General features: G+C 43.8%; 21 protein-coding genes, 1 other RNA gene and 2 pseudogenes. 12 read left to right on the forward strand and 12 right to left on the reverse strand.

Annotated elements, in window-relative coordinates; translation table 11 throughout:
* Window positions 1–57 precede the first annotated feature (57 nt).
* Window positions 58–1,014, forward strand: coding sequence for a Fic family protein (locus HYN59_RS09400; RefSeq protein WP_181369553.1), 957 nt, complete (start codon window positions 58–60; stop codon window positions 1,012–1,014).
* Here the strand turns inward: HYN59_RS09400 and HYN59_RS09405 are convergent.
* Complete coding sequence (locus HYN59_RS09405; RefSeq protein WP_108778023.1) at window positions 1,005–2,186, reverse strand: acetyltransferase domain-containing protein; 1,182 nt, start codon at window positions 2,184–2,186, stop codon at window positions 1,005–1,007. The two genes, HYN59_RS09400 and HYN59_RS09405, sit on opposite strands and share 10 nt — an antisense overlap.
* 160 nt (window positions 2,187–2,346) lie before the next feature.
* Here HYN59_RS09405 and HYN59_RS09410 point away from each other — a divergent pair, with 160 nt between their 5' ends.
* From HYN59_RS09410 to HYN59_RS09430, 5 genes are all read left to right on the forward strand, one after another.
* On the forward strand, window positions 2,347–2,778 hold the full coding sequence (locus HYN59_RS09410; RefSeq protein WP_108779695.1) for an Hsp20/alpha crystallin family protein: 432 nt from the start codon (window positions 2,347–2,349) through the stop codon (window positions 2,776–2,778).
* Window positions 2,779–2,879: 101 nt separating this feature from the next.
* Window positions 2,880–3,086 (forward strand): hypothetical protein, encoded by a 207-nt coding sequence (locus HYN59_RS09415; RefSeq protein WP_108778024.1) that lies wholly within the window; start codon window positions 2,880–2,882, stop codon window positions 3,084–3,086.
* Window positions 3,083–3,535 (forward strand): PIN domain-containing protein, encoded by a 453-nt coding sequence (locus HYN59_RS09420; protein ID WP_108778025.1) that lies wholly within the window; start codon window positions 3,083–3,085, stop codon window positions 3,533–3,535. Before HYN59_RS09415 ends, HYN59_RS09420 begins: the two co-directional genes overlap by 4 nt.
* 16 nt (window positions 3,536–3,551) lie before the next feature.
* Window positions 3,552–4,721, forward strand: coding sequence for a glycosyltransferase family 2 protein (locus HYN59_RS09425; protein ID WP_108778026.1), 1,170 nt, complete (start codon window positions 3,552–3,554; stop codon window positions 4,719–4,721).
* Between the two features lie 91 nt (window positions 4,722–4,812).
* Window positions 4,813–6,150 carry a dihydrolipoamide acetyltransferase family protein gene (locus HYN59_RS09430; protein ID WP_108778027.1) on the forward strand — a complete coding sequence of 446 codons (1,338 nt, stop codon included), beginning with the start codon at window positions 4,813–4,815 and terminating at the stop codon, window positions 6,148–6,150.
* Between the two features lie 71 nt (window positions 6,151–6,221).
* Here the strand turns inward: HYN59_RS09430 and HYN59_RS09435 are convergent, their stop codons facing one another.
* Window positions 6,222–6,410 carry a hypothetical protein gene (locus HYN59_RS09435; protein ID WP_108778028.1) on the reverse strand — a complete coding sequence of 63 codons (189 nt, stop codon included), beginning with the start codon at window positions 6,408–6,410 and terminating at the stop codon, window positions 6,222–6,224.
* Window positions 6,411–6,587: 177 nt separating this feature from the next.
* Here HYN59_RS09435 and HYN59_RS09440 point away from each other — a divergent pair, with 177 nt between their 5' ends.
* Together HYN59_RS09440 and HYN59_RS17965 are read left to right on the forward strand one after the other, a co-directional pair.
* Complete coding sequence (locus HYN59_RS09440; RefSeq protein ID WP_108778029.1) at window positions 6,588–6,881, forward strand: Bor family protein; 294 nt, start codon at window positions 6,588–6,590, stop codon at window positions 6,879–6,881.
* A gap of 47 nt (window positions 6,882–6,928) precedes the next feature.
* The gene (locus HYN59_RS17965; protein ID WP_146185905.1) at window positions 6,929–7,129 is read left to right on the forward strand and encodes a hypothetical protein; all 201 of its coding nucleotides are present in this window, start codon (window positions 6,929–6,931) and stop codon (window positions 7,127–7,129) included.
* A 9-nt stretch (window positions 7,130–7,138) separates the two neighbouring features.
* On the opposite strand, the gene HYN59_RS09445 is transcribed toward HYN59_RS17965, so the two are convergent.
* From HYN59_RS09445 to HYN59_RS09455, 3 genes are all read right to left on the reverse strand, one after another.
* Window positions 7,139–7,597: an NUDIX hydrolase gene (locus tag HYN59_RS09445; protein ID WP_108779696.1), complete on the reverse strand. Its 459-nt coding sequence runs from the start codon at window positions 7,595–7,597 to the stop codon at window positions 7,139–7,141.
* A 5-nt stretch (window positions 7,598–7,602) separates the two neighbouring features.
* Entirely contained in the window at window positions 7,603–8,253 is a 651-nt protein-coding gene (locus HYN59_RS09450; RefSeq protein ID WP_108778030.1) for an EcsC family protein, read from the reverse strand.
* Between the two features lie 75 nt (window positions 8,254–8,328).
* Window positions 8,329–8,589: a hypothetical protein gene (locus tag HYN59_RS09455; RefSeq protein WP_108778031.1), complete on the reverse strand. Its 261-nt coding sequence runs from the start codon at window positions 8,587–8,589 to the stop codon at window positions 8,329–8,331.
* Between the two features lie 210 nt (window positions 8,590–8,799).
* Here HYN59_RS09455 and HYN59_RS09460 point away from each other — a divergent pair, with 210 nt between their 5' ends.
* The gene (locus tag HYN59_RS09460) at window positions 8,800–9,030 is read left to right on the forward strand and encodes a hypothetical protein (RefSeq protein WP_146185906.1); all 231 of its coding nucleotides are present in this window, start codon (window positions 8,800–8,802) and stop codon (window positions 9,028–9,030) included.
* A gap of 96 nt (window positions 9,031–9,126) precedes the next feature.
* Here HYN59_RS09460 and rny read toward each other — a convergent pair.
* The 4 genes and pseudogenes from rny to HYN59_RS09480 all read right to left on the reverse strand — a co-directional run bounded on the left by rny (window position 9,127) and on the right by HYN59_RS09480 (window position 11,503).
* Window positions 9,127–10,691, reverse strand: a pseudogene (gene rny, locus HYN59_RS09465) (ribonuclease Y).
* Between the two features lie 57 nt (window positions 10,692–10,748).
* A non-coding RNA gene (ssrS, locus tag HYN59_RS09470) (6S RNA) lies at window positions 10,749–10,855 on the reverse strand.
* A gap of 60 nt (window positions 10,856–10,915) precedes the next feature.
* A complete protein-coding gene (locus HYN59_RS09475; protein ID WP_108778033.1) occupies window positions 10,916–11,209 on the reverse strand; it encodes a cell division protein ZapA in 294 nt (97 codons plus the stop codon).
* Window positions 11,210–11,212: 3 nt separating this feature from the next.
* Window positions 11,213–11,503 carry a hypothetical protein gene (locus tag HYN59_RS09480; RefSeq protein ID WP_108778034.1) on the reverse strand — a complete coding sequence of 97 codons (291 nt, stop codon included), beginning with the start codon at window positions 11,501–11,503 and terminating at the stop codon, window positions 11,213–11,215.
* Between the two features lie 293 nt (window positions 11,504–11,796).
* On the opposite strand from HYN59_RS09480, the gene HYN59_RS09485 reads away from it, so the two are divergent.
* The 3 genes and pseudogenes from HYN59_RS09485 (at window position 11,797) to HYN59_RS09495 (ending at window position 17,094) form a co-directional block, all read left to right on the forward strand.
* The gene (locus HYN59_RS09485) at window positions 11,797–13,515 is read left to right on the forward strand and encodes a M23 family metallopeptidase (RefSeq protein WP_108778035.1); all 1,719 of its coding nucleotides are present in this window, start codon (window positions 11,797–11,799) and stop codon (window positions 13,513–13,515) included.
* Window positions 13,439–16,008, forward strand: a pseudogene (locus HYN59_RS09490) (TonB-dependent receptor). The gene HYN59_RS09485 and the pseudogene HYN59_RS09490 overlap by 77 nt, the downstream one beginning before the upstream one ends.
* 357 nt (window positions 16,009–16,365) lie before the next feature.
* Window positions 16,366–17,094, forward strand: a complete 729-nt coding sequence (locus HYN59_RS09495) for a hypothetical protein (RefSeq protein ID WP_108778036.1) — start codon at window positions 16,366–16,368, stop codon at window positions 17,092–17,094.
* A gap of 189 nt (window positions 17,095–17,283) precedes the next feature.
* Here HYN59_RS09495 and HYN59_RS09500 read toward each other — a convergent pair whose 3' ends face one another.
* The 3 genes from HYN59_RS09500 to HYN59_RS09510 all read right to left on the reverse strand — a co-directional run bounded on the left by HYN59_RS09500 (window position 17,284) and on the right by HYN59_RS09510 (window position 20,686).
* A complete protein-coding gene (locus HYN59_RS09500; RefSeq protein WP_108778037.1) occupies window positions 17,284–17,982 on the reverse strand; it encodes a hypothetical protein in 699 nt (232 codons plus the stop codon).
* Window positions 17,983–17,984: 2 nt separating this feature from the next.
* On the reverse strand, window positions 17,985–18,608 hold the full coding sequence (locus HYN59_RS09505; RefSeq protein ID WP_108778038.1) for an HAD family hydrolase: 624 nt from the start codon (window positions 18,606–18,608) through the stop codon (window positions 17,985–17,987).
* Window positions 18,609–18,856: 248 nt separating this feature from the next.
* Window positions 18,857–20,686: an ABC transporter ATP-binding protein gene (locus HYN59_RS09510; protein WP_108778039.1), complete on the reverse strand. Its 1,830-nt coding sequence runs from the start codon at window positions 20,684–20,686 to the stop codon at window positions 18,857–18,859.
* Window positions 20,687–20,689 lie beyond the last annotated feature (3 nt).

The following is a 20,689-nucleotide window of genomic DNA, read 5'->3' on the forward strand; positions in this document are numbered from 1 at the left end:
TTTATTTTTTCTTAATCAAATTTTATATCTTTGATACTATCAAATGATACTATCATTATGAAGCCTCCTTATACTATTACAGAAAAAATAATGAAACTTGTTGCCGGTATTTTCCATCAATTAGGCGAAGTACAGGGCGCGAGCCTTCATAAGCCACGGACAGAGCTACGTAAAAAGAACCGTATTAAAACGATCCAATCCTCACTTGAAATAGAAGGAAATACAATGACCGAAGAGCAAATAACTGCTTTGCTTGACAATAAAAGGATTTTGGCGCCTGCCAAAGACATTCTTGAAGTGCAGAACGCTGTTGCGCTTTATAATGGAATTCGAAAATTTGACCCCTTTAAGATCAGTGCCCTGAATAAAGCGCATGCTGTGCTAATGAAAGATCTTGTAGATAAGCCCGGCAAATTCAGGACTGGTAATGTAGGGATCGTTAAAGGAAACAAGGTTGAACATCTCGCTCCTTCCGGCCAAATGGTAAATGGTTTGATGAAAGACCTTTTTGAATATTTGAAAAAAGATGATGACCTGCTTCTTATTAAAAGTTGTGTATTTCATTACGAATTCGAGTTTATCCATCCCTATCTTGACGGGAATGGCAGGATAGGCAGGTTTTGGCAAACAGTGATCCTGCTTAAAGACTATCCCGTTTTTGAATTTCTTCCCGTTGAAAGCCTTATAAAACAAAGGCAGGACGATTATTATAAAGCGTTATCAATCTCAGACAAATCAGGGCACTCTACCTATTTTATTGAATTTATGCTGCAAGTTATCAATGATGCCCTTGCGGAAGCACTGCGTGTTGGGAACCGGTCTGTAACGGCTGAAGAGCGCCTCGAAATGTTCAGGGATATAATCGGCAACCGCAATTTTTCCCGAAAAGACTATATGGAAAATTTCAGGGACATATCTATGGCTACAGCCAGCCGCGACCTTAAAAAAGGTACCGATGATAGCTGGCTTATAAAAGAAGGTGATAAAAATAAAACAGTTTACCGTTATATGTAACTCAGCCACCACTGCTTATGTGTCCTCTTATATTTTTCGTACCATTTCGTGGGGAACCAGCAGATCACGACAACAAAGATCCAGATCAGGTACACGATGCCCAGGGAAAACCCGAAATTCTCAACAGGCCGGAAACCGAACCCCATAACCTTTGTGAAATTATCTTCCAGCGTATACCCTTCGGCAAAGAAAAGGAGCATGCAGAGGAAGTGTATCAGGTAAATGTGTACTAAATAATACAGGAACGGCACCCTGCCAAAGATGTTCAGTACATGGGTCACGCGGTTTTGTACCCTTTCCAGTAACGCCAGCGCTATCAGTCCCGGGCCAAGCGTCATGCAGGCATACATCATTGAAGGCGGATATTTATTTACGTTGAGGAACGACAGGAAAGTATAGACCCCATTCTTCTGTTCTGCCCATGGCCTCGGGTCGCCATAACCATTAATGAAACGTAAAACTATAAATAGCCCGATCACACCAAATCCTGTGGTAAGCAATAGTTTTCGTCTTTGCAGCGGATCAAATCCGGGTTGGTACCATTTGCCTAATGCATAGCCCAGGAGCATAATGCCCGTCCATGGCAGGGCGGCATAGGCACACAGTAGTTTAACGCCTCCTCCAAGCGGGTACTGGTCGAATTCCGTCAACAAAAAGAGGTTAGCAAAAACATCCATCGCAGGGTCGGTAAAAGTCTGGGTGTCGAGCATGTTGTGTAGGACGGTAATCAATATCCCCAGTGCCAATAGCATCCAATACCGCAGATAGATCAATGCCGATAAAACCACCATACTGGCACCAATAGCCCAGATAACCTGCAGGAAGAAGAAATTGAAAAATATAGCGAAGCTCCACCCAAAATTTACGATGGTGAATTCTGCTATGATAAGCCAAAGGCCGCGGGTAAGCAGGAACAATGAAAGTTCTTTTTTGGTTTTGCGAAGGCTTTGCAGGTAAATGGAGGTGCCGGAAAGGAATACAAACAACGGCGCGCAAAAATGCGTTATCCATCGGGTAAAGAATAATGCAGGTGTCGTAGTCTCCATGTTTGTCGGGTCGCCGGTCATACCGTCAATGTGGAAAAAATCCCTTGTATGGTCGAGCGCCATCAGGAGCATGATAGCGCCACGCAGCACATCTATCGATTGTATCCTCTGTAAAGTCTTATCCATCAGTCGGTTTTATTGGTTGGGATAAATATACAATATTCTTTCAAATGTATAATATAGACAAAAAGTCAGCATAAGCGACATTATGTCTGTAAAAATTACATTGGAATAAAAGTTGCCTGATAACAATCAAACTTAAATGTCAAACATAAAATATATAGTTATGAATTTAGTAAAACGCAACACAGCAAACAGGGTATTCCCTACCGTAATGGATGAATTATTTAAAGACCTGATGGGTGGCACGCAGTACATGCACAAAGTTGTACCACCGGTAAATATCAGGGAAACAGAGCAGTCATTTTCAGTAGAGCTTATGGCCCCCGGATTAAAAAAAGAAGATTTTAATATCGAACTGGACAATGAGTTGCTTACCATTTCTTCGGAGGTTAAGACAGAAAATACTACCGAAGAGAACGGGAAATTCACCCGCAGGGAATTCAGCTTCAGCTCTTTCAAAAGGTCGTTCACATTGCCCGAAACGGTAAAAGAAGATGAGATCAATGCGGCTTATGAAGACGGTATCTTAAAGATAACGCTTCCTAAAAAAGAAGAAGCATTGCCAAAAGCAAAAAGATTGATTGAGATTTCATAATAATTGGTTTGGTTGGTTAGTAGGCGCTTACGGAAACGTGGGCGCCTTTTTTTGTTTTTACATCGGCATAAAAATTATTATATTTGAACAAATGATGAATTATGCAGATTGAAAGAAAAAACAAAGACGAAATTGTGATTACGCTTTCTTCTTCAGTAGATAGTTTTGGACTACAGCGCCTGATCGATTACCTGAAATATTTGGAACTTACTTCAAAAAGCAAAGCAAAACAACCCGAAGTTGATAAGCTTGCCGATGAAGTAAACGCTTCGTGGTGGGAAAAGAATAAAAGCCGGTTTATTAAATGAGGATCATAGTTGATGCTAATATTGTCTTTAGCGCCATCCTTAATACTAATGGGAAAATTGGTGATTTATTGATTAATTCTAAGAAGTACTTCGACTTTATTGCACCTGATTTTTTAAGAACTGAAATCAGGAAGCATTATCCAAAACTTATGAAAATTTCAGGCCTTAACCTGGATCAGCTACAGGAAGCGGAATTTCAGGTTTACAAAGACCTTAAATTTATATCGGAAGAACAGATAAGTATTACGGCATGGGAGTTTGCATATCATCTCACCCATGATGTTGACCCTAATGACACTCCGTATATAGCATATTCAAAGCATTTTCGCTGTAAAATATGGAGCGGGGATAAAGTATTTATAAATGGCTTGGATAAGAAAGGATTTAAAAGCTTTCTTTCTACCGAAGATATATTTACATTACGGGAAAGCAAACTCAATAAAGAATAGGACTTATCTTTGCAGTATGCAGCTATCCGTTATCATCCTTAATTACAACGTCCGCTATTTTTTAGAACTGTGCATTATCAGTGTCCAAAAAGCATTGGAAAGCATTGACGGTGAGATTATTGTTGTCGATAATAATTCCCCGGACGATAGTTGTGCCATGGTGAAGGCACGCTTTCCCGGCATAACATTAATAGAGAACAAAGAGAATTCGGGTTTCCCTAAAGGAAATAACATCGGTGTTGGTATTGCTAAAGGCAAATACATCTGCATCCTTAACCCCGACACGGTAGTAGCTGAAGATACTTTTGCAAAAGCCCTGGCTTTTGCCGAAAGTAAAAACAACACAGGGATTGTAGGAGTAAAATTTATTGATGGTACCGGCAACTTCCTACCTGAAAGCAAACGCGGGCTGCCAACGCCATGGGTAGCGCTCACCAAGATGTCGGGCTTGTATAAGCTTTTCCCTAAATGGAGCCTGTTTAATAAATACTATTCTCAGCACCTCGGTGAAAATGAAACGGGTGAGACCGACATCCTTCCCGGCGCATTTATGCTGATAGAACGCCAGGTTTACCTTGACGCGGGTGGGTTTGACGAGGACTATTTCATGTACGGCGAGGATATCGACCTTTCCTATACACTGCAAAAAATGGGGCTGCACAATTATTATTTTTCGGGTACGGCGATAATACACTATAAAGGTGAAAGCACGGTGCGCGACGCGGCCTATATGGAGCGGTTTACCGGTGCGATGCGCTTTTTTTATAAAAAACATTTCGGGGGGGCAGTGATAATGGATGTTTTTCTCCGCGCGGGCAGCAGCCTGTTCATTCAGTCTAAAAAGAGGAAGGCGGCTGCGGTAATAACTCCTGAAAACTACCTCCTGATATCTAAAGATGAAGAGCTTTGCAGGTTGCTCGAACAGCAGATAGGCAAAAAAGTGGTACGCTTTGGCCAGTACGAACGCAGCGCCATACCTTCGCCCAACAGTCCTACACAGATCATACTGGACAATGCCCTGCTGCCTTTCGGCGAAATTATCGCACTAATCCAGAACCATAAGCATAAGGCCTACACCTTCAGGATTAAGCCTGCGGGCTGCGATTTTATCATTGGCAGCGATAGCAGCGATAGTAGAGGCACCATAGTTTTAGTGGATAGCAGCGCAGGAGAAAAAACGTTGTAGTAGTTGAATATTTATACACAAAAGGCTATCGGGTTGATTTTTTTGTTAATTTCGCAAGCTGAAATACTAATTTTACCTTTAGGTTAACGATATGGCAAAATTTGAACTGAAATTACCCAAAATGGGCGAGAGTGTTGCAGAGGCAACGATTACCAATTGGTTAAAGAACGTGGGGGACCACATTGCGGCCGATGAGGCAGTTTTAGAAATTGCAACGGATAAAGTGGACTCTGAAGTGCCATCCGAAGTATCAGGGGTGCTTTCTGAAATCCTGTTCCAGGTGAACGACGTGGTGCAGGTGGGCCAGACCATCGCCTATATCGAGACCGAAGGTGGTGTGGTGGTAGATGCCCCGAAAGAGGAAACTACCGCAGCGAATATCGATATCATCGAAAAAACGGTTGCGGCTGCTAAAGAAACCGCATCTGCGCCTGCCGATTTCTCCGGGTCTGATAAGTTCTTCTCGCCACTTGTGAAGAATATCGCAAAAGAAGAAGGAATATCTGTGGCCGAACTGGAAGCCATCAACGGTACCGGTAAAGAAGGCAGGGTAACCAAAAATGACATATTAGACTACGTGAAGGAAAAATCACAAAATCCAAATGCCAAATCGCAAACCGTAGCTTCACAGCCTGCAGCTCAAAATGCGCAACCTGCAACTGTTCCACAACCAACAACCGCCAACCAGCAACCAAAAGCAATACCTGTTTCAGTTAACGGAGGTGACGAGATCGTGGAAATGGATCGTATGCGCAAGCTGATCTCCGGTTACATGGTACAGTCGGTGCAGACATCGGCACACGTACAGTCGTTCATCGAGGTAGATGTGACCAACATTGTAAAATGGAGGGATAAAGTGAAGAACGCATTCGAGAAAAGGGAAGGCGAGAAGCTGACCTTTACGCCTATATTCATGGAAGCTGTAGCCAAAGCGCTGAAAGACTTCCCGGGAATGAACATATCGGTAGATGGCGAATACATCATTAAAAAGAAAAATATAAACCTTGGTATGGCGGCGGCGTTGCCAAACGGAAACCTTATCGTTCCCGTGATCAAGAATGCCGACCAGCTGAACCTTGTAGGTATGGCCAAAGCGGTAAACGACCTTGGTAACCGTGCGAAAGCAGGCAAGCTGAAGCCGGACGATACACAGGGCGGAACGTACACCGTGACCAATGTAGGTACTTTTGGCAGCGTGTTCGGTACGCCGATCATCAACCAGCCGCAGGTGGGTATCCTTGCCCTTGGAGCGATACGCAAAGTGCCGGCAGTGATCGAAACTCCTGAAGGTGACTTCATCGGTATCCGCCAAAAGATGTTCCTATCGCACAGCTATGACCACAGGGTTGTAGACGGTGCATTGGGTGGATCATTCGTTAAGCGTGTAGCCGATTACCTTGAAGCATTTGACGTGAACAGGGATTATTAATTTTCTGAAAATATAAAAAGAGTCCTGACAAAATCAGGACTCTTTTGCATTATACATGGTATAGGGATTTGTTAATATAACTCCGCCAGGTAATAGATCTGCCTTATAGTGTAATCATGCTCGTCCCTTCCTTTTGTCCCGGAACAGGTGTAAGTTATGGCGCCGTCTTTGTCATGGTTTATTTTCCATACAAAGAGTGGGACCCGCAATCCAAATTTTCCTGCCTCGTAAACTTCGTCGTTTATGCTGAACTTTTTCATTTTTAAGTATTTAGCTAAATGTACACATTAAATATGGATAGTTGCTTCCGGATGCGGTATATTTTTATCAAAATCTAAAAATAAATTTTATAATTATGTTTGGGTTTTCTATATTCGCCCCAATTAGTGCCGGCTATTTACCGGAACAACAATTAACATAAAACAAATCAATTAAAAATGAAAAAAGCAATCAAAATGAGCGCTATGGCTCTTGTAGCCGGCATGATGCTGACTTCTTGCTACACGTACACTACAGTAGTGGGCGACGGAGCAAAAGGCAACCAGTCAACAACAAAATGGAACCACTATGTACTTTGGGGACTTGCTCCGGTAGGTGTTTCTGATGCTAAACAAATGGCTGGAGGCGCAGAAGATTACACAGTAACTACAAGGCAGAGTTTTGTAAACGGACTTCTTTCCGGTATTACATTTGGCATCTATTCGCCAACAACTACTACAGTTACAAAATAATTTATTCATGAGGGAGGTTCGCCTCCCTCTGCTTTTATTTTCCCGTTTTGAAAAAAGCTATTTTCTATATCTCTATTATTGCCTCTCTCGGATTATTGATCAATATTTTGGATATTATCATTAACGACATGGAGCGCCTTACCCGTTTCGGCTGGGGCTACCTTACCGGACGCATTATCCTGCTGGCCATATTTGTGTTCCTTATATTTTTTATGTTCAGCAAAACCTACGGTAAAAGCGAAGAGTAATATCTGGTTTTAGGTTTTCAGTACAGTTAACAGTTCCTCCAGGAAGGCTGCCTGCCTTTCATTGATCAGGATTTTGGCTTCTTCGATAGCAAACCACCCTGCTTTGTCCACTTCGGGATAAATTTGTTTTCGACCCGATTTTGGCGGCCATTCCATTTCAAAAGTATTTGATGTAATAGTGCCGTCATCAAGGTCGCCTTTAGCTGCCCAGCACAAAACTTTCTTGCCTCCTTTTTGGGTGATAGATTGCAATTCGGTAAAAGGACCTTTCGGACTGTAACCTGTTTCTTCTTCAAATTCCCTCACAGCAGCATCCAGCGGTAGCTCATTTTGTAATAACTCGCCTTTAGGTATAGTCCACCAGCCTTCATTCTTTTTGGCAAAGAACGGCCCACCAGGGTGCACCAGGAAAAATTGTATTTCCCCATCATTCATCCTGTACAGCAATATGCCTGCGCTTTGTTTCATGGGCATTATTCCGATAATATAAAGCTATGATAGTCCTTCCTGAAGTAGTCATCGGCAGCTTTCCCGAAACGCTGTAACGTGAAGTAATTGAATGTACCTCCCACCGCAGCGCCTATCCCGAAAGGAATCAGCCTGCCCAATACAGCGCCGCCACGTTTGGAACCATATTTGGTTACCAGCTTGCGGCCAATCTTCTGGTTCATGCGGTTGCGTATCCTGTCGGTGATATGCTTGTCAAAATGCTCAATGGTTATTTTTTCGCCTTTTGCCATTGCCGCATTTTCCGGAAGTACAACCCCGGCCCATATACCAAGCACTACGGTAAACTCGTCTTCAAAGTCGGCCTGAGTATCCTTTCCGTAAATAAGCCCGGTGCCATAACAGATCGATGCCATCCACCGCAGCATCAAAGCAATATCCGCAGAAACTGCTCCTGCCTCCATGGCAACTTGTGCAACAGTACCCAATCCCGGGATAACACCGGGCAGGGCAGAGGCTACACCTACCGATGTATATTTATTACGCGCCTTGTTGATGTAAAGGCGTGACAGTTCTGCAGGCGTTTTGGCGGGATTATTGAGCCGCAGCATGCCGATGTCCCTGCGTATATCGGCAAAGGAAGGCATGACGCGGAGAATAAGCTTATGTAGGTCCATAGTGAAACGGTTATAACCTAAAGGTATTGATTTATAAGCCACACTATTCCCAAAGCAATATTAAAACATTGCGGATTAAAGGCTTTTCAGGTCGTCATCAATTTCTACAGGATATTTGCTGAGGTACTTTTCCAACAGCTTTCCCTGCTTAAAGCTCAGTTTCCAGAGCACTTTATTACTAATGGCATGGCTCCACAATTCTACATAAAAATTGTCAATGGCATACAGCAGCTTTTTCACTTCACCTTCAATACAGGCATCAATTAGCACACCCTCATCCCATAAGATACGGTACTGTTCCTCTTCGCTTAATCTCTTATATTCATTTAGCTTCATATCCTAAAATTACAATTCCTTCTTCAATTTATCAAGCATTGCTGCGCTTTTAGGAAAAACGTACTGGCACAGAATATAGTATGCAACCTGTCCCCGTATAAAAATACAGATTTATAACCCTTTAAAAATTAAGTAATTATTAGCAATTGCTTGGCAAAAATTAAGAATAGAAAAATGGAACTTGCACCAGTAATCAAAAAAGGAAATGTTATGAGACTGCTACTGTTATTACCCAACTTTGCGCTGCTGGCCATATCAGGCTACAACCTTTCTGCCGGAAACAACAATCTTGCGGTTACGCTGCTGCACCTTATGGTAATGGCGCTATGCATTACGTTTGTCGCACTGATAGTGAAATCGATGTTTGCTATTAAGTACGTCGAAGTTCCGGAAACCGAAAATAACGAGGCGTACGAAGCGCTGGATCTCCAGCATTCATAAGCCCATCTATATATAGCCAATAAAAAAGCTTCCGTTTTTGCGGAAGCTTTTTTTATGGGAATAGTCTTGAAGTCTTATATCTAAAAATCCAACAGCCTACTTAGCTATATTCACCGCCCTTGTTTCACGGATCACGGTAATTTTTACCTGCCCCGGATAGGTCATTTCGGTTTGTATCTTGTGCGATATTTCGAAGGATAGGTTAGAAGCCATATCATCGCTAACTTTTTCGCTTTCTACGATCACACGAAGCTCACGTCCTGCCTGGATGGCATAGGCGCTTTTAACGCCCGGGAATCCGTAAGCGATATCCTCAAGGTCTTTAAGGCGCTGGATGTACGAGTCAAGTACCTGCCTCCTTGCACCCGGCCTTGCGCCCGAAATGGCATCACAAACCTGTACGATAGGGGATAGCATCGATTTCATCTCTATCTCGTCGTGGTGGGCCCCGATAGCGTTGCACACTTCTTCTTTCTCACCATATTTTTCAGCCCACTGCATACCAAGCAATGCGTGCGGAAGGTCGCTCTCCGCATCCGGCACCTTACCGATATCGTGGAGTAATCCCGCCCTTTTGGCAAGCTTAACGTTAAGCCCCAGCTCGGCAGCCATGATGCCGCAAAGCTTGGCTACTTCGCGCGAGTGCTGTAAAAGGTTTTGCCCGTAAGAAGAGCGGTACTTCATCCTTCCCACGATCTTTATAAGTTCAGGGTGCAATCCGTGGATACCAAGGTCTATTACTGTACGCTTTCCTACTTCAATTATTTCATCCTCGATTTGTTTGGCAGTTTTGCCAACCACTTCCTCGATACGTGCCGGGTGTATCCTTCCGTCAGTCACCAGCTTGTGGAGTGAAAGGCGTGCAATCTCCCTCCTTACAGGGTCAAAGCACGACAGGATGATCGCTTCAGGGGTATCGTCAACAATGATCTCAACGCCGGTAGCAGCTTCAAGCGCACGGATGTTACGCCCTTCGCGGCCAATGATACGCCCTTTAACGTCGTCCGACTCAATGTTGAATACCGATACGCAGTTTTCTACCGCTTCTTCGGTACCAACACGCTGTATGGTGTTTATGATTATCTTTTTGGCCTCCTGCTGTGCAGTAAGCTTGGCTTCCTCGATGGTGTCCTGTATATGCGACATGGCGCTGGTCTTGGCTTCTGCCTTAAGGCTTTCCACCAGCTGGTTTTTAGCTTCTTCTGCCGATAGGCCTGATATCACTTCAAGCTGGTCTACCTGGCTTTTATGCAGCCTGTCTATTTCCTGCTGCTTTTTGTCAAGGTATTCAATGCGGGTGTTGTAGTCGTTTATTTTTGCTTCCGCCTCTTCTGCCGATTTTTTAGCCCTTGCAAGCTCGTTAGATACCTGGGATTCTTTGTCACGGGTACGTTTTTCAGACTCGGCTATCTTTTTATCCTTGCCAAGTATTACCTGCTCATGTTCGGCCTTAAGCTCAAGAAATTTTTCCTTTGCCTGCAGCAGCTTGTCTTTTTTATTGCTTCCGCTTCAATATTGGCATCTTTAAGTATTGAGGCTGCTTCTTTTTTAGCATTCTGTAGTAGGGTGGAAACATTTTTCTTTTCCAGGAATTTCGCGATCCCGAACCCGGCAGCTATTCCCACAATAGCCCCGATAATTATCATTAATGTACTGTCCATGGTTAGTTTGGTGTATTTTATATATAAAAAAAAGCCTACATCAGTGGGGTATTGTATAAACTCGAAAAGACAAGTTTTGAGCTAACCCGCTGTTCAAGGATCTGCTCGGAGGCAGCATGCTATAGTAGCGGCGATTCGCCCATTTTAAAGAATTGGCGTTGAGTTTATCAAATAGGTACTAATGTAGGCAGTATTATTGACGTATGTAAAGAACGTATTTTTTATTATTCGGAGAGAAGTCCGCTCAGTTTTTCATCCATTGTCCTCAGCCTTGCAAATGCAGCTTCAAAGTCGGCCGACCTGTCGATCTGCTTCTGTTCTGCCTGTGCCGCAAATTGCAGCGCACACATGGCAAGCACATCCTGCTTATCTCTTACTGCATAGTTTTCTTCGAACTGCCGGATCATCGCATCAATTTTCTTGGAAGCGCTCCTCAGCCCCTCTTCCTGTGCGGGGTCTACCGTTAGCGGGTATACCCTGTCGGCAATTGATATTTTGATCTTCAGCTTGTCTTCCATTGTTTAATCAGAAAGTTGTGCTATGCAATAATCAATTTCGCGTATTAATGAATTTATTTTGAGTTTCGTTTCTCGTTTGTTGTCGTCACTGCCCAGCAATGAATTGGCCATTTTCAGCGATTCGTTCTGCTGTTTCAGCAAAGCGATCTCTTCATCCTGCCTGTTTATGACTGCCGCCGAACGTGAGATCCCGTTTTCCAGCTCTTGGTTCCTCTGTTGCAGCTTTTCCAGTTTTTGAACCAGCTTTTCCAGTTTACTTTCAAGAGAATCAACTATTTCGGTTAATCCGCTCATTGCAGTCACTTTTCATTACATGATTTTACAAAGTTAATATTACTTTAATTAGAAACAACTGTTTGATGAAAAAATATGAGTTAAATTAAAATTCTCATAATATATTGTATTGCAAATAAGTTATAAATATAACACGTGTCGCTGATACACAGCTTTTTTGCTTCGATAGGAATACTTTTTTTCACTGTCGGTAAATTTTTCAGCATCATTTATGAAGCCTGCAAAACACGTTTAATATTTAAGAATAATATAAATGCCGTTGCCTTATTAGCTGTTTTTTATATTTTAGCCCCATGAGATCATTCCTTTTATTTCTTTTATACGCCTCAGCAGCCTTTGCACAGCAGCAATACCCACAGGATTTTTTCCGTTCGCCAATGGACATTCCCATCCACCCGTCGGGTACGTTTGGCGAGCTGCGTACCAATCATTTCCATGCCGGCCTGGACTTCCGTACCAACCAAAAGGAGGGCCTCCCGGTATATGCCGCCGCCGAAGGCTATGTTTCCCGTATTAAGGTTTCAACCTATGGCTACGGCACTGCTTTATACATCGACCACCCGAACGGTTTTACGACTTTATACGGACACCTCCAGCAATATGCGCCAAAGATAGAAGCCTATGTACGGGCGAAGCAATACGAAAAACAATCGTTTGATATCGAATTGTTCCCAAAGCCGGGTGAAATTACCGTTACAAAAGGCGAGTTGATTGCGCTTTCCGGGAATTCCGGGGGCTCAGGCGGGCCGCACCTGCATTTTGAGTACCGAGACACGAAAACGGAGATGATCATCAACCCCCTCCTTTTCGGCCTTGATAAAAAGATGAAAGACCCTTACCCGCCAAAGATACTGGGCCTGATGGCCTACCCGCTGAGCGATGATGCAGTAGTGAACGAATCGAAAAAACCAACACTCGTTAGCCTCAAGCTCCAGAAAGACGGCACCTACCTGGCCGACAAGATCGCTGCCAAAGGGAAGATCGGTTTTTCCATCAGCACATCGGACAAGTCGACGGGGAGCATGGGCAATAATGGTATTTTTAAGGTGCAGACGTTCTTTAACGGCAGCCCTTATTTTAATTATGCCTTTAACACCTTTGCCTTCGAAGAGTCGCGCTACGTGAATAATTTTATAGATTATCCGCGCTATTACGCTACAGGACAGCGTTTCCAGAAACTGTTCATCAAAACGCCGTACCCATTATCAATACTCAAAGGGAGTTCTTCGAACGGGCAGTTCAACATCGTGAAAGATACCGTAAAGAACTACAGGATAGAGGTGGCCGATTTCCATGGCAACAAGGTTCTTGTGAATGGCAGCATAGAGTATTCGGATAAGCCGGCATCGGTAACTGAGACGAAGCACATCACGCCCTACCTGGTTAAAGTGGGCAACGACCATAATTATACCAAGAACAATGTGTCTGTATTTATTCCGGCCAACGCGTTTTACGAGGACTTCTATATGAATTTTGATGTGCGCGATTCAATATTATACCTGCACGATCCAATAGTTCCGGTCCATACCTATGTATCTGTATCATTCGATGTAAGCCACCTTTCTAAGGAAGTGCTGCAAAAAACATTCATAGCAGGTTTTAACGATAAAAGGATATCCTACAACAGCAGCTATATGGAAGACGGGAAACTGACCGCAAAAGTGAAGCAGCTGGGCAATTTCAAGCTGGCGCAGGACAACACAGCCCCGAAAATTTATGATATGAGCTTTGCAGAAGGTAAGTGGCTGAGCGACAAGGATGGCTTTTGGTGCAAGATAAGCGACGACCTTTCGGGTATTGCTACTTTTGATGCGTTTATTAACGGAAAATGGGCACTGATGCACTACGATTACAAAACCCGCGTTATATTCCATAATTTCAGCGACGGCATAGTGGACGAAGGCCGCAACGATTTAAAAATCACCGTTACTGATAATGTGGGAAATTCCACTACCTTTGAAACGCATTTTTTCAGAACACAAAATACGGCACCTGTTGAAAAAGATAAATAAACTACTTCTGCTATTAATCATATTGTTGGGAACCACGGCTTTCGCCCAAAAAAAACCATTCATATACGGGGTACTTATCGATGAGAACCACAAGCCTATCGAAGGTGTAAATGTGTACTATGCTGATATAGATGGCACTGTAAGGACTGTAACCGATAAAACCGGTTTTTATAAACTGGAATTGCCTGTAAACCGGAAGGTTGTGATTTGGTTTGAGCACATCAGCTTTGCATTATCTTCGATACAGGATGTTGAAATGGGCTGGAATGATTCTTTTCAGTTCAATTCCATACTAGTAACAGGAAATAGTGTACTTCCCGAAGTTGTTATTAATTCTGATAATGGTGAGAGAAGGTTACAGGGTTCGTTATATGTTGAACCCGAAGTAATAATAAAAATGGTCGGGCCTAATGCAGGTGTCGAAAATATCATAAAGGCTATAGGGCTTGGTGTAACGTTCAATAACGAGCTGAGCACCCAGTATTCCGTTCGCGGGGGTAATTACGATGAAAACCTTGTTTATGTGAACGATGTGGAGATCTACCGTCCGTTTCTCATTCGCTCGGGTCAGCAAGAAGGTTTGAGCTTTACCAATAGTAATATGGTACAAAGCGTAGATTTCTCGTCGGGCGGGTTCCAGTCCCGTTTTGGCGATAAGCTGTCGTCGGTGCTTGATATCAAATATCGCAAGCCAAAAGATTATGCTGCGGCCCTCGAAGCGAGTTTCCTTGGCGGGAGCCTTACCCTCGAAGGGGTTTCTAAAGATAAAAAATGGGCAGCCATAGTAGGCGGGCGTTACCGCGATAACAGCCTTCTGGTGAACAGTCAGCAGACGAAGACGAACTACAAGCCTACGTTTGCCGATGTGCAGACAATGGTAACCTTTACACCTAATGATAAATGGGACTTCAGCTTTATCGGTAACATTTCCCAAAACCAGTACAACTACCAGCCGCTCACAAGGCAGACCAATTTCGGTACCATCGATAATCCTATAGCGCTTCAGATATTTTATGAAGGGCAGGAAAAAGACCAGTACAGGACCTACTTCGGCGCATTCACTTCAGAATATAAAGTGTCTGATAGCTTTAAGCTAAAATTCATCGGCTCGGCTTACCATACCCAGGAGCAGGAGCACTTTGATATCCTTGCGCAATATGCATTGGGGAATGTGGATACCAGTATTGGCTCCGATACCTTTGGTGCCTGTACCGATTGCGTGCAGGTGGGGTCGCAGCTCAACCACGGGCGCAACGACCTTGATGCACTTATCGTAAATGCCGAAGTGAAAGGCTATCTGACCCTTAGGAAAAAGCACAATTTTGAATGGGGCGTTAAATATACCCGCGAAGATATCCGTGACCGCCTGGTGGAGTGGGAGGTAATCGACTCGGCAGGATTCTCGTTGAGGCCGCCAGTCAATGATATTGTACGCAACGACCAGCCTTATAATCCGTACACAGGACCACTGGTACCTTATCAGAACACAAGGGCAACCAATTTTGCACAGATCAACCGTTTTTCAGGCTATGGCCAATGGAGTTACAGGGATACGATAAACAGCAACGTAATTTTCATGAATGCGGGTGTAAGGGCGCACGAGTGGCAGGTGATGGGCGACAATATCGATGGCAAAAGCCAGGTCGTTATAAGTCCGCGCGCACAGTTTGCAATAAAGCCGAATTGGGGCCGCGATATGGTTTTCCGCCTTTCGGGGGGCTTTACTACCAGCCACCTTTCTACCGCGAACTTAGGGATTCGACAGGTACTGTCCAGCCAAATGTAAAGGCGCAGCGCTCCATACATATCGTATTGGCCAACGATTACAGTTTCAGGCTTGGCGATGGTAACAGGCCGTTTAAGCTGGTTACCGAAGCTTATTATAAGAAGCTCGATGATGTGAATACATACACAATAGAGAATGTGCGCATACGGTACCGTGCGAATAACGATGCTGTTGCCTATGCATACGGGCTTGATATGCGCCTGAACGGTGAATTTGTGCCCGGCACCGAATCATGGATCACCGTTGGCTACATGAGGACGGAAGAGAACATCAACGGGCGTGGCTACATCCCGAGGCCTACCGACCAGCGCCTCAAATTCGGCCTTCTTTTCCAGGACTATGTGCCTAATATACCGAATCTGAAAATGTACCTTAACCTGGTGTATAATACCGGGCTGCCGGGCGGGTCGCCATCGTATGCCGATTCGTATGTGTACCAGTCGCGCCTTAACGATTACCGCCGTGCCGATGCCGGTTTTGCCTATGTGTTTAAAGACATTTACAAAGGCGATAAGATAAAATCCGATAAAGCATGGCTGAAGCCGTTACAGGAACTTACCCTTGGCCTTGAGATATTCAACCTTTTCAACAACCAGAACGCCATTACCAATACCTGGGTACGCGATGTGTACACCAAAGCGCAGTATGGCATTCCGAATTACCTTACCAGCCGCGTTTTCAGCCTGAAGCTAACGGCAAGAATATAATTTTTGAGGTACTGAGGTGCTAAGTTCCTAAGACTCTAAGAACCTCAGAATCTAAGATATATCGCTCCTCAGGAGCTTAAATGAGATGCGCTGGTGTTTTTGCTATAAATATGCCGTCCCTCCGGGACTCATCAGAGCAGCCCCAGCGTGGCGATATGTTTATAGAATATTGATTATGTAGGTTTTAGAGCTCCAGAGAAGCGGAATCTTAATTCTTTAAAACATCACTTATGGACTAAAGTCTGAGGTACTAAGCACTAAGGACCTCAGAAACTAAGAACCTCAGCACCTAAGTAACTAAGTCCCTTTCTCCAATTAAAACATTTTGCTTATTTTTGGGTATATCTAAAACGTGAAATGAAAAAAGCCGCCATTATAGCTATTGCCCTTACATCATTATTGTTTGTAAGCTGCAAGGAAGAAAAGCCTAAGCCGAAAGTAATTTATGAAGATACCAAAGCCGGCCGCACACAGCCTAAAAAAGGTGACTCTACCGAGATAAAGGTGGCCGACCTTCCCGTACACATGGAAGGCACAAAATACCTGATACATCCTGTGGGCGACATAAGGATATACGACGACAGCAACCGCAGCTATGGCACCAGCCGTACCAACAGCTCAGTAAGCTATGCGATATCCAACTACAACCGCTTTGAGATAACCGGCTATTTCGAGAACCTGAAATTCCAGCACATCGACTCCACGGCCATGCATCCGCTTACCAATAAAAAGATACAGATACAAACCGCAACATTCCTTGATGGCATTGCTGCAAAAACCAAAAGGCAGGTGCTCATCTATACGCTGGTAGATGCCGATACCAACCAGGATGCAAAAGTAGATGCCAACGATATCAGGTCGCTTTACATCAGCGATATCAGCGGTGCAGGCTTTAAGAAACTTTCGCAGGATATGCAGGAGCTAATCGACTGGAATCTTATCGAAGCGCAAAACCGCATTTACTTCCGCACCATAGAGGACATCAATAAAAATGGCGCTTTCGATAAAAATGACAAAGTGCATTACCACTACACCGACCTTCTTTCCCCTGAATGGACAGTAACGACGTATGAACCGGTAGAATAGTTTCGGGTTCGGAGTTCGGGTTCCGGGTTGCCAGTCAGAACCTATAATTCACACCCAAAAAAAGTTGATGCGGTGCTATTGGGAAAATCTGCGATAATCCCCCCGATCCGCGTTATCCGCGTTCCATTTCCTTTATGAAAGGCTTACCATTCTGCATGGCAACCCGGAACCCGAACTCCGAACCCGAAACTAGATCAAAATATCACTCTCCAGATCCGACTTTTCGATCTCAAAATCAAAGCCCAACTGCTGCATCAGCTGCATGACCAGCCTTTTATACCAGTTCTCTGATTTCGGGTGAATGTATATTTTCTCAATAAGTTGGTTAATATCCACATCCGTCTTAACTCCTTCGTTTATTGAAAGATTGTGTTCTGTAAGATCGGCCACAATACGCACCTCGCGCTCATATTGGAAACTTTTCCGTTTAAAGAGGAACGGGAAAAAACTATTATCGAAAGGGATGTATTCTTTTTTGTAGTCGATATAATCTACCGCGCCGATATGCTGCTCGTAACGTGTTTCCGGCTTCAGTGCTTCCTGCATCCGCCCAATGGTGCTCTGTATTGCCAACCCTTCGTTATTGCGCGTGAAAATCTGCCACATGGCAAAAGATTCATATTCGTTGATGTGCCAGCTGCTTACTACAACATTTTTCCGGTGGTTCTTGTAGTAGTCCAAAAAGCCGGGCTTGTCTTCAGAGAGCCTTTTCAACTCTTCGAAGGTAGGCTCGCTGAAAGTACCTTCATACTGGTCTTCAAACTTATCCGACCGCGACATGAACAGCTGCCGGCACAGCAGCAGGTCCAGGAACTTAGAAAGATCCAGATATTTCCAGACAATGGTGTCAGGATCGGGGAGCGTTATCTGGCTGTTGGGTACATACATGACTAATAGCTTTCGAAAATAGGTTTTAGGTCTTTAAAATGAGAGATAGTATGATCGGCCTCTTCTTTTGAGCGACTTTCCTGTTTGTTATAGAGCACCGTTGGAATGCCCAATGCTTTTGCCGCAGCGATCTCCGATTCAGGATCGTCACCCACGACAAGCACTTCTGCCGGGCGGTAAGAGTGGCGGCTAAGGATATCGGCAAAAACCTCTTTCTTGCTGGTCTTTGTCGGGTTCACTACATGGATCTCCTCAAAGTCGCCGGCAATATCCATTTGCTTTATTTTGCTGTGCTGCATCTTTGAAAATCCGGTCGTTACAAGGTAGCGCCTTGCGGGAATGCTTTTTATCTCAGGATAATCTTCAAAAGTGTCTATACTATCGTGATAAACAATATCCTCCTGTACCGCTATACCTTTTTCTGTGAGCGTATCACTGAAATTATATTTTTTGGCAACAAGCCGGAAGGGTGTTTTCATAATAGCTTTCCTTATGGCATCAAAATCATCATCGTGCTCCCCGCTTTCCACAATCAAGTCGAATACAGGGGCGAACAGCTTATCACCAATGGCACTTACCGGGTAAATAGTATTGTCAAGGTCGTATATAATGGCTTTTATCGGCATCAAATGAATTTACTTTTGAAATCCTGCAAGGTCTCAAAGACCTTGTAGGTGTTAATTATATATAGGGTAATATAGACCTGCAAGGTTTTGAAAACCTTACAGTTCATTACCGACTTAAAATTACTGCATAAAAAAATAGCCGCAAAACCTGCAGCTATTTATTAATATTTATTTTACAGTGAAAGGTCTTATGTCAGAAGTCCGATGCAGCGTACAGGCATCCGACTTCGGACTTCCGACATAAAACTTTATTCAAAAGACTGCATCATCACCAGCTTTTTATACGTGCCATCGTGGTTGATAAGCTCATCATGCGTTCCCTGTTCCACAATGCGGCCTTTTTGCATCACCACAATTTTATCAGCTTTCTGTATGGTCGAAAGTCGGTGCGCGATAACTACAGAGGTACGGTTCTGCATCATGTTCTCCAACGCCTGCTGTACGAGCCTTTCGCTTTCGGTGTCCAGGGCAGAGGTAGCCTCATCCAGTATCATGATCGGCGGGTTTTTCAGTACTGCGCGCGCAATGCTCAGGCGCTGCTTCTGTCCGCCCGACAGCTTGTTACCGCTGTCGCCGATATTGGTATGGATGCCTTCCGGAAGGTCTTTCACGAATTCGTACGCATTGGCGATCTTCAGGGCATCGAGGATTTCTTCGTCGGTAGCATCAGGCTTGCCGAGCGAAACGTTGTTCCTGATGGTATCGTTAAACAAAATGCTGTCCTGCGTTACCAGCCCCATAAGGCTGCGAAGCGAATGCACGGTAAGGTCGCGTATGTCAATCCCATCGATCTTTATACTGCCTTCCTGCACGTCATAAAAGCGCGTAAGCAGGTTGGCTATGGTACTCTTTCCGCTTCCCGACTGCCCAACAAGTGCGACCGTCTGGCCTTTCGGTACGGTTAACGAGAAATCCTTCAGCACATTTTCTTCTTCATAACGGAAGTTGATATTTTCGAGTCTAATGCCTTTTTCAAACTGATGTTTTTCAATGGCATCGGGTTTGTCATGGATCTCTACATCTGTTTCAAGCAGTGTTATAACCCTTTCAGCTGAAGCATTACCTCGTTTTAAGGCATAACTTGCTTTGGAAATGTCTTTTGCCGGCGTAAGGATGTTATAGGCCAGCAGGATGTAGCCCAAAAAGAAACCGGCTTCCATGGTCTTGTCTTCAAATACCAGATATCCGCCATAAACAAGCAAAACGCCTATTACAATGATGCCCAGCAGTTCACTGAGGGGAGAAGCAAGGTTTTGACGGTTGGATACTTTGTTGGAATACCGGAACAACTGATGGTTTATAGAACGGAATTTTTCCTTGAACAATCCTTCTGCGGTAAATGACTTAATGACTTTCAACCCTCCTACGGTTTCTTCAAGTGTAGACAATATCATTCCATGCTGTTGCTGTACCCGCATTGACTGTTTCTTTAGTGATTTGCCTACTTTCGAGATGATAAAACCTGCCACCGGCATAAAAACCAGGACAAAAAGAGTTAGCTTAGGGCTTAACCACGCCATAAATCCAAGCGTAAATAATATTGTAAGTGGCTCCTTTACTATCATTTCGAGGATGTTAAGGAAAGCATAACTAATCTCATTGACATCATTAGTCACTTTAGCAATTACATCACCCTTCGAAGTATTGTTGTAATACGAGGATGGAAGGCCTACAACTTTGCCATAAAGTTCAGTACGGAGATCTTTAATAACCCCATTCCGCATGTGTGTAATAAAATACATTGCCAAATAATTGCACAGGTTTTTCAGCATAAAGATCGTAATGATAAAACCTATTATGTACATGAGCACTGTGAATTGCCCCTGTTCCTTCATGCTTGTAGTCAGGAAATAATTCAGGTAATCCTGGGAAAAATCTTTGAAGCTCTGTAGATCGTTGTTGTATACAGGTTTTACAAATACCGGTTTGGTATCGTTGAAAATAACCTTTAGAACAGGTATCACAGCGATCAAAGATAAAGTACTGAACAAAGCGTACAGTACATTAAAGAAGATATTAAGCCATATCTGCCTTTTATAGGGTTTGGCAAACCGATATATTTTTTTATAGTAGCTCATCCG

This window comes from Flavobacterium album (assembly GCF_003096035.1).
GTDB lineage: Bacteria > Bacteroidota > Bacteroidia > Flavobacteriales > Flavobacteriaceae > Flavobacterium > Flavobacterium album.

What these genes read in the sequence shown, in the direction of transcription:
- HYN59_RS09495 (WP_108778036.1), top strand. Translation starts at nt 16,366, where the DNA reads ATGAAAAAAGCCGCCATTATAGCTATTGCCCTTACATCATTATTGTTT.
- HYN59_RS09425 (WP_108778026.1), top strand. Translation starts at nt 3,552, where the DNA reads ATGCAGCTATCCGTTATCATCCTTAATTACAACGTCCGCTATTTTTTA.
- HYN59_RS09460 (WP_146185906.1), top strand. Translation starts at nt 8,800, where the DNA reads ATGAGACTGCTACTGTTATTACCCAACTTTGCGCTGCTGGCCATATCA.
- HYN59_RS09505 (WP_108778038.1), bottom strand. Translation starts at nt 18,608, where the DNA reads ATGCCGATAAAAGCCATTATATACGACCTTGACAATACTATTTACCCG.
- HYN59_RS09415 (WP_108778024.1), top strand. Translation starts at nt 2,880, where the DNA reads ATGCAGATTGAAAGAAAAAACAAAGACGAAATTGTGATTACGCTTTCT.
- HYN59_RS09510 (WP_108778039.1), bottom strand. Translation starts at nt 20,686, where the DNA reads ATGAGCTACTATAAAAAAATATATCGGTTTGCCAAACCCTATAAAAGG.
- HYN59_RS09480 (WP_108778034.1), bottom strand. Translation starts at nt 11,503, where the DNA reads ATGAGCGGATTAACCGAAATAGTTGATTCTCTTGAAAGTAAACTGGAA.
- HYN59_RS09440 (WP_108778029.1), top strand. Translation starts at nt 6,588, where the DNA reads ATGAAAAAAGCAATCAAAATGAGCGCTATGGCTCTTGTAGCCGGCATG.
- HYN59_RS09455 (WP_108778031.1), bottom strand. Translation starts at nt 8,589, where the DNA reads ATGAAGCTAAATGAATATAAGAGATTAAGCGAAGAGGAACAGTACCGT.
- HYN59_RS09400 (WP_181369553.1), top strand. Translation starts at nt 58, where the DNA reads ATGAAGCCTCCTTATACTATTACAGAAAAAATAATGAAACTTGTTGCC.
- HYN59_RS09500 (WP_108778037.1), bottom strand. Translation starts at nt 17,982, where the DNA reads ATGTATGTACCCAACAGCCAGATAACGCTCCCCGATCCTGACACCATT.
- HYN59_RS09410 (WP_108779695.1), top strand. Translation starts at nt 2,347, where the DNA reads ATGAATTTAGTAAAACGCAACACAGCAAACAGGGTATTCCCTACCGTA.
- HYN59_RS09475 (WP_108778033.1), bottom strand. Translation starts at nt 11,209, where the DNA reads ATGGAAGACAAGCTGAAGATCAAAATATCAATTGCCGACAGGGTATAC.
- HYN59_RS09435 (WP_108778028.1), bottom strand. Translation starts at nt 6,410, where the DNA reads ATGAAAAAGTTCAGCATAAACGACGAAGTTTACGAGGCAGGAAAATTT.
- HYN59_RS09405 (WP_108778023.1), bottom strand. Translation starts at nt 2,186, where the DNA reads ATGGATAAGACTTTACAGAGGATACAATCGATAGATGTGCTGCGTGGC.
- HYN59_RS09445 (WP_108779696.1), bottom strand. Translation starts at nt 7,597, where the DNA reads ATGAAACAAAGCGCAGGCATATTGCTGTACAGGATGAATGATGGGGAA.
- HYN59_RS09485 (WP_108778035.1), top strand. Translation starts at nt 11,797, where the DNA reads ATGAGATCATTCCTTTTATTTCTTTTATACGCCTCAGCAGCCTTTGCA.
- HYN59_RS09450 (WP_108778030.1), bottom strand. Translation starts at nt 8,253, where the DNA reads ATGGACCTACATAAGCTTATTCTCCGCGTCATGCCTTCCTTTGCCGAT.
- HYN59_RS09430 (WP_108778027.1), top strand. Translation starts at nt 4,813, where the DNA reads ATGGCAAAATTTGAACTGAAATTACCCAAAATGGGCGAGAGTGTTGCA.
- HYN59_RS09420 (WP_108778025.1), top strand. Translation starts at nt 3,083, where the DNA reads ATGAGGATCATAGTTGATGCTAATATTGTCTTTAGCGCCATCCTTAAT.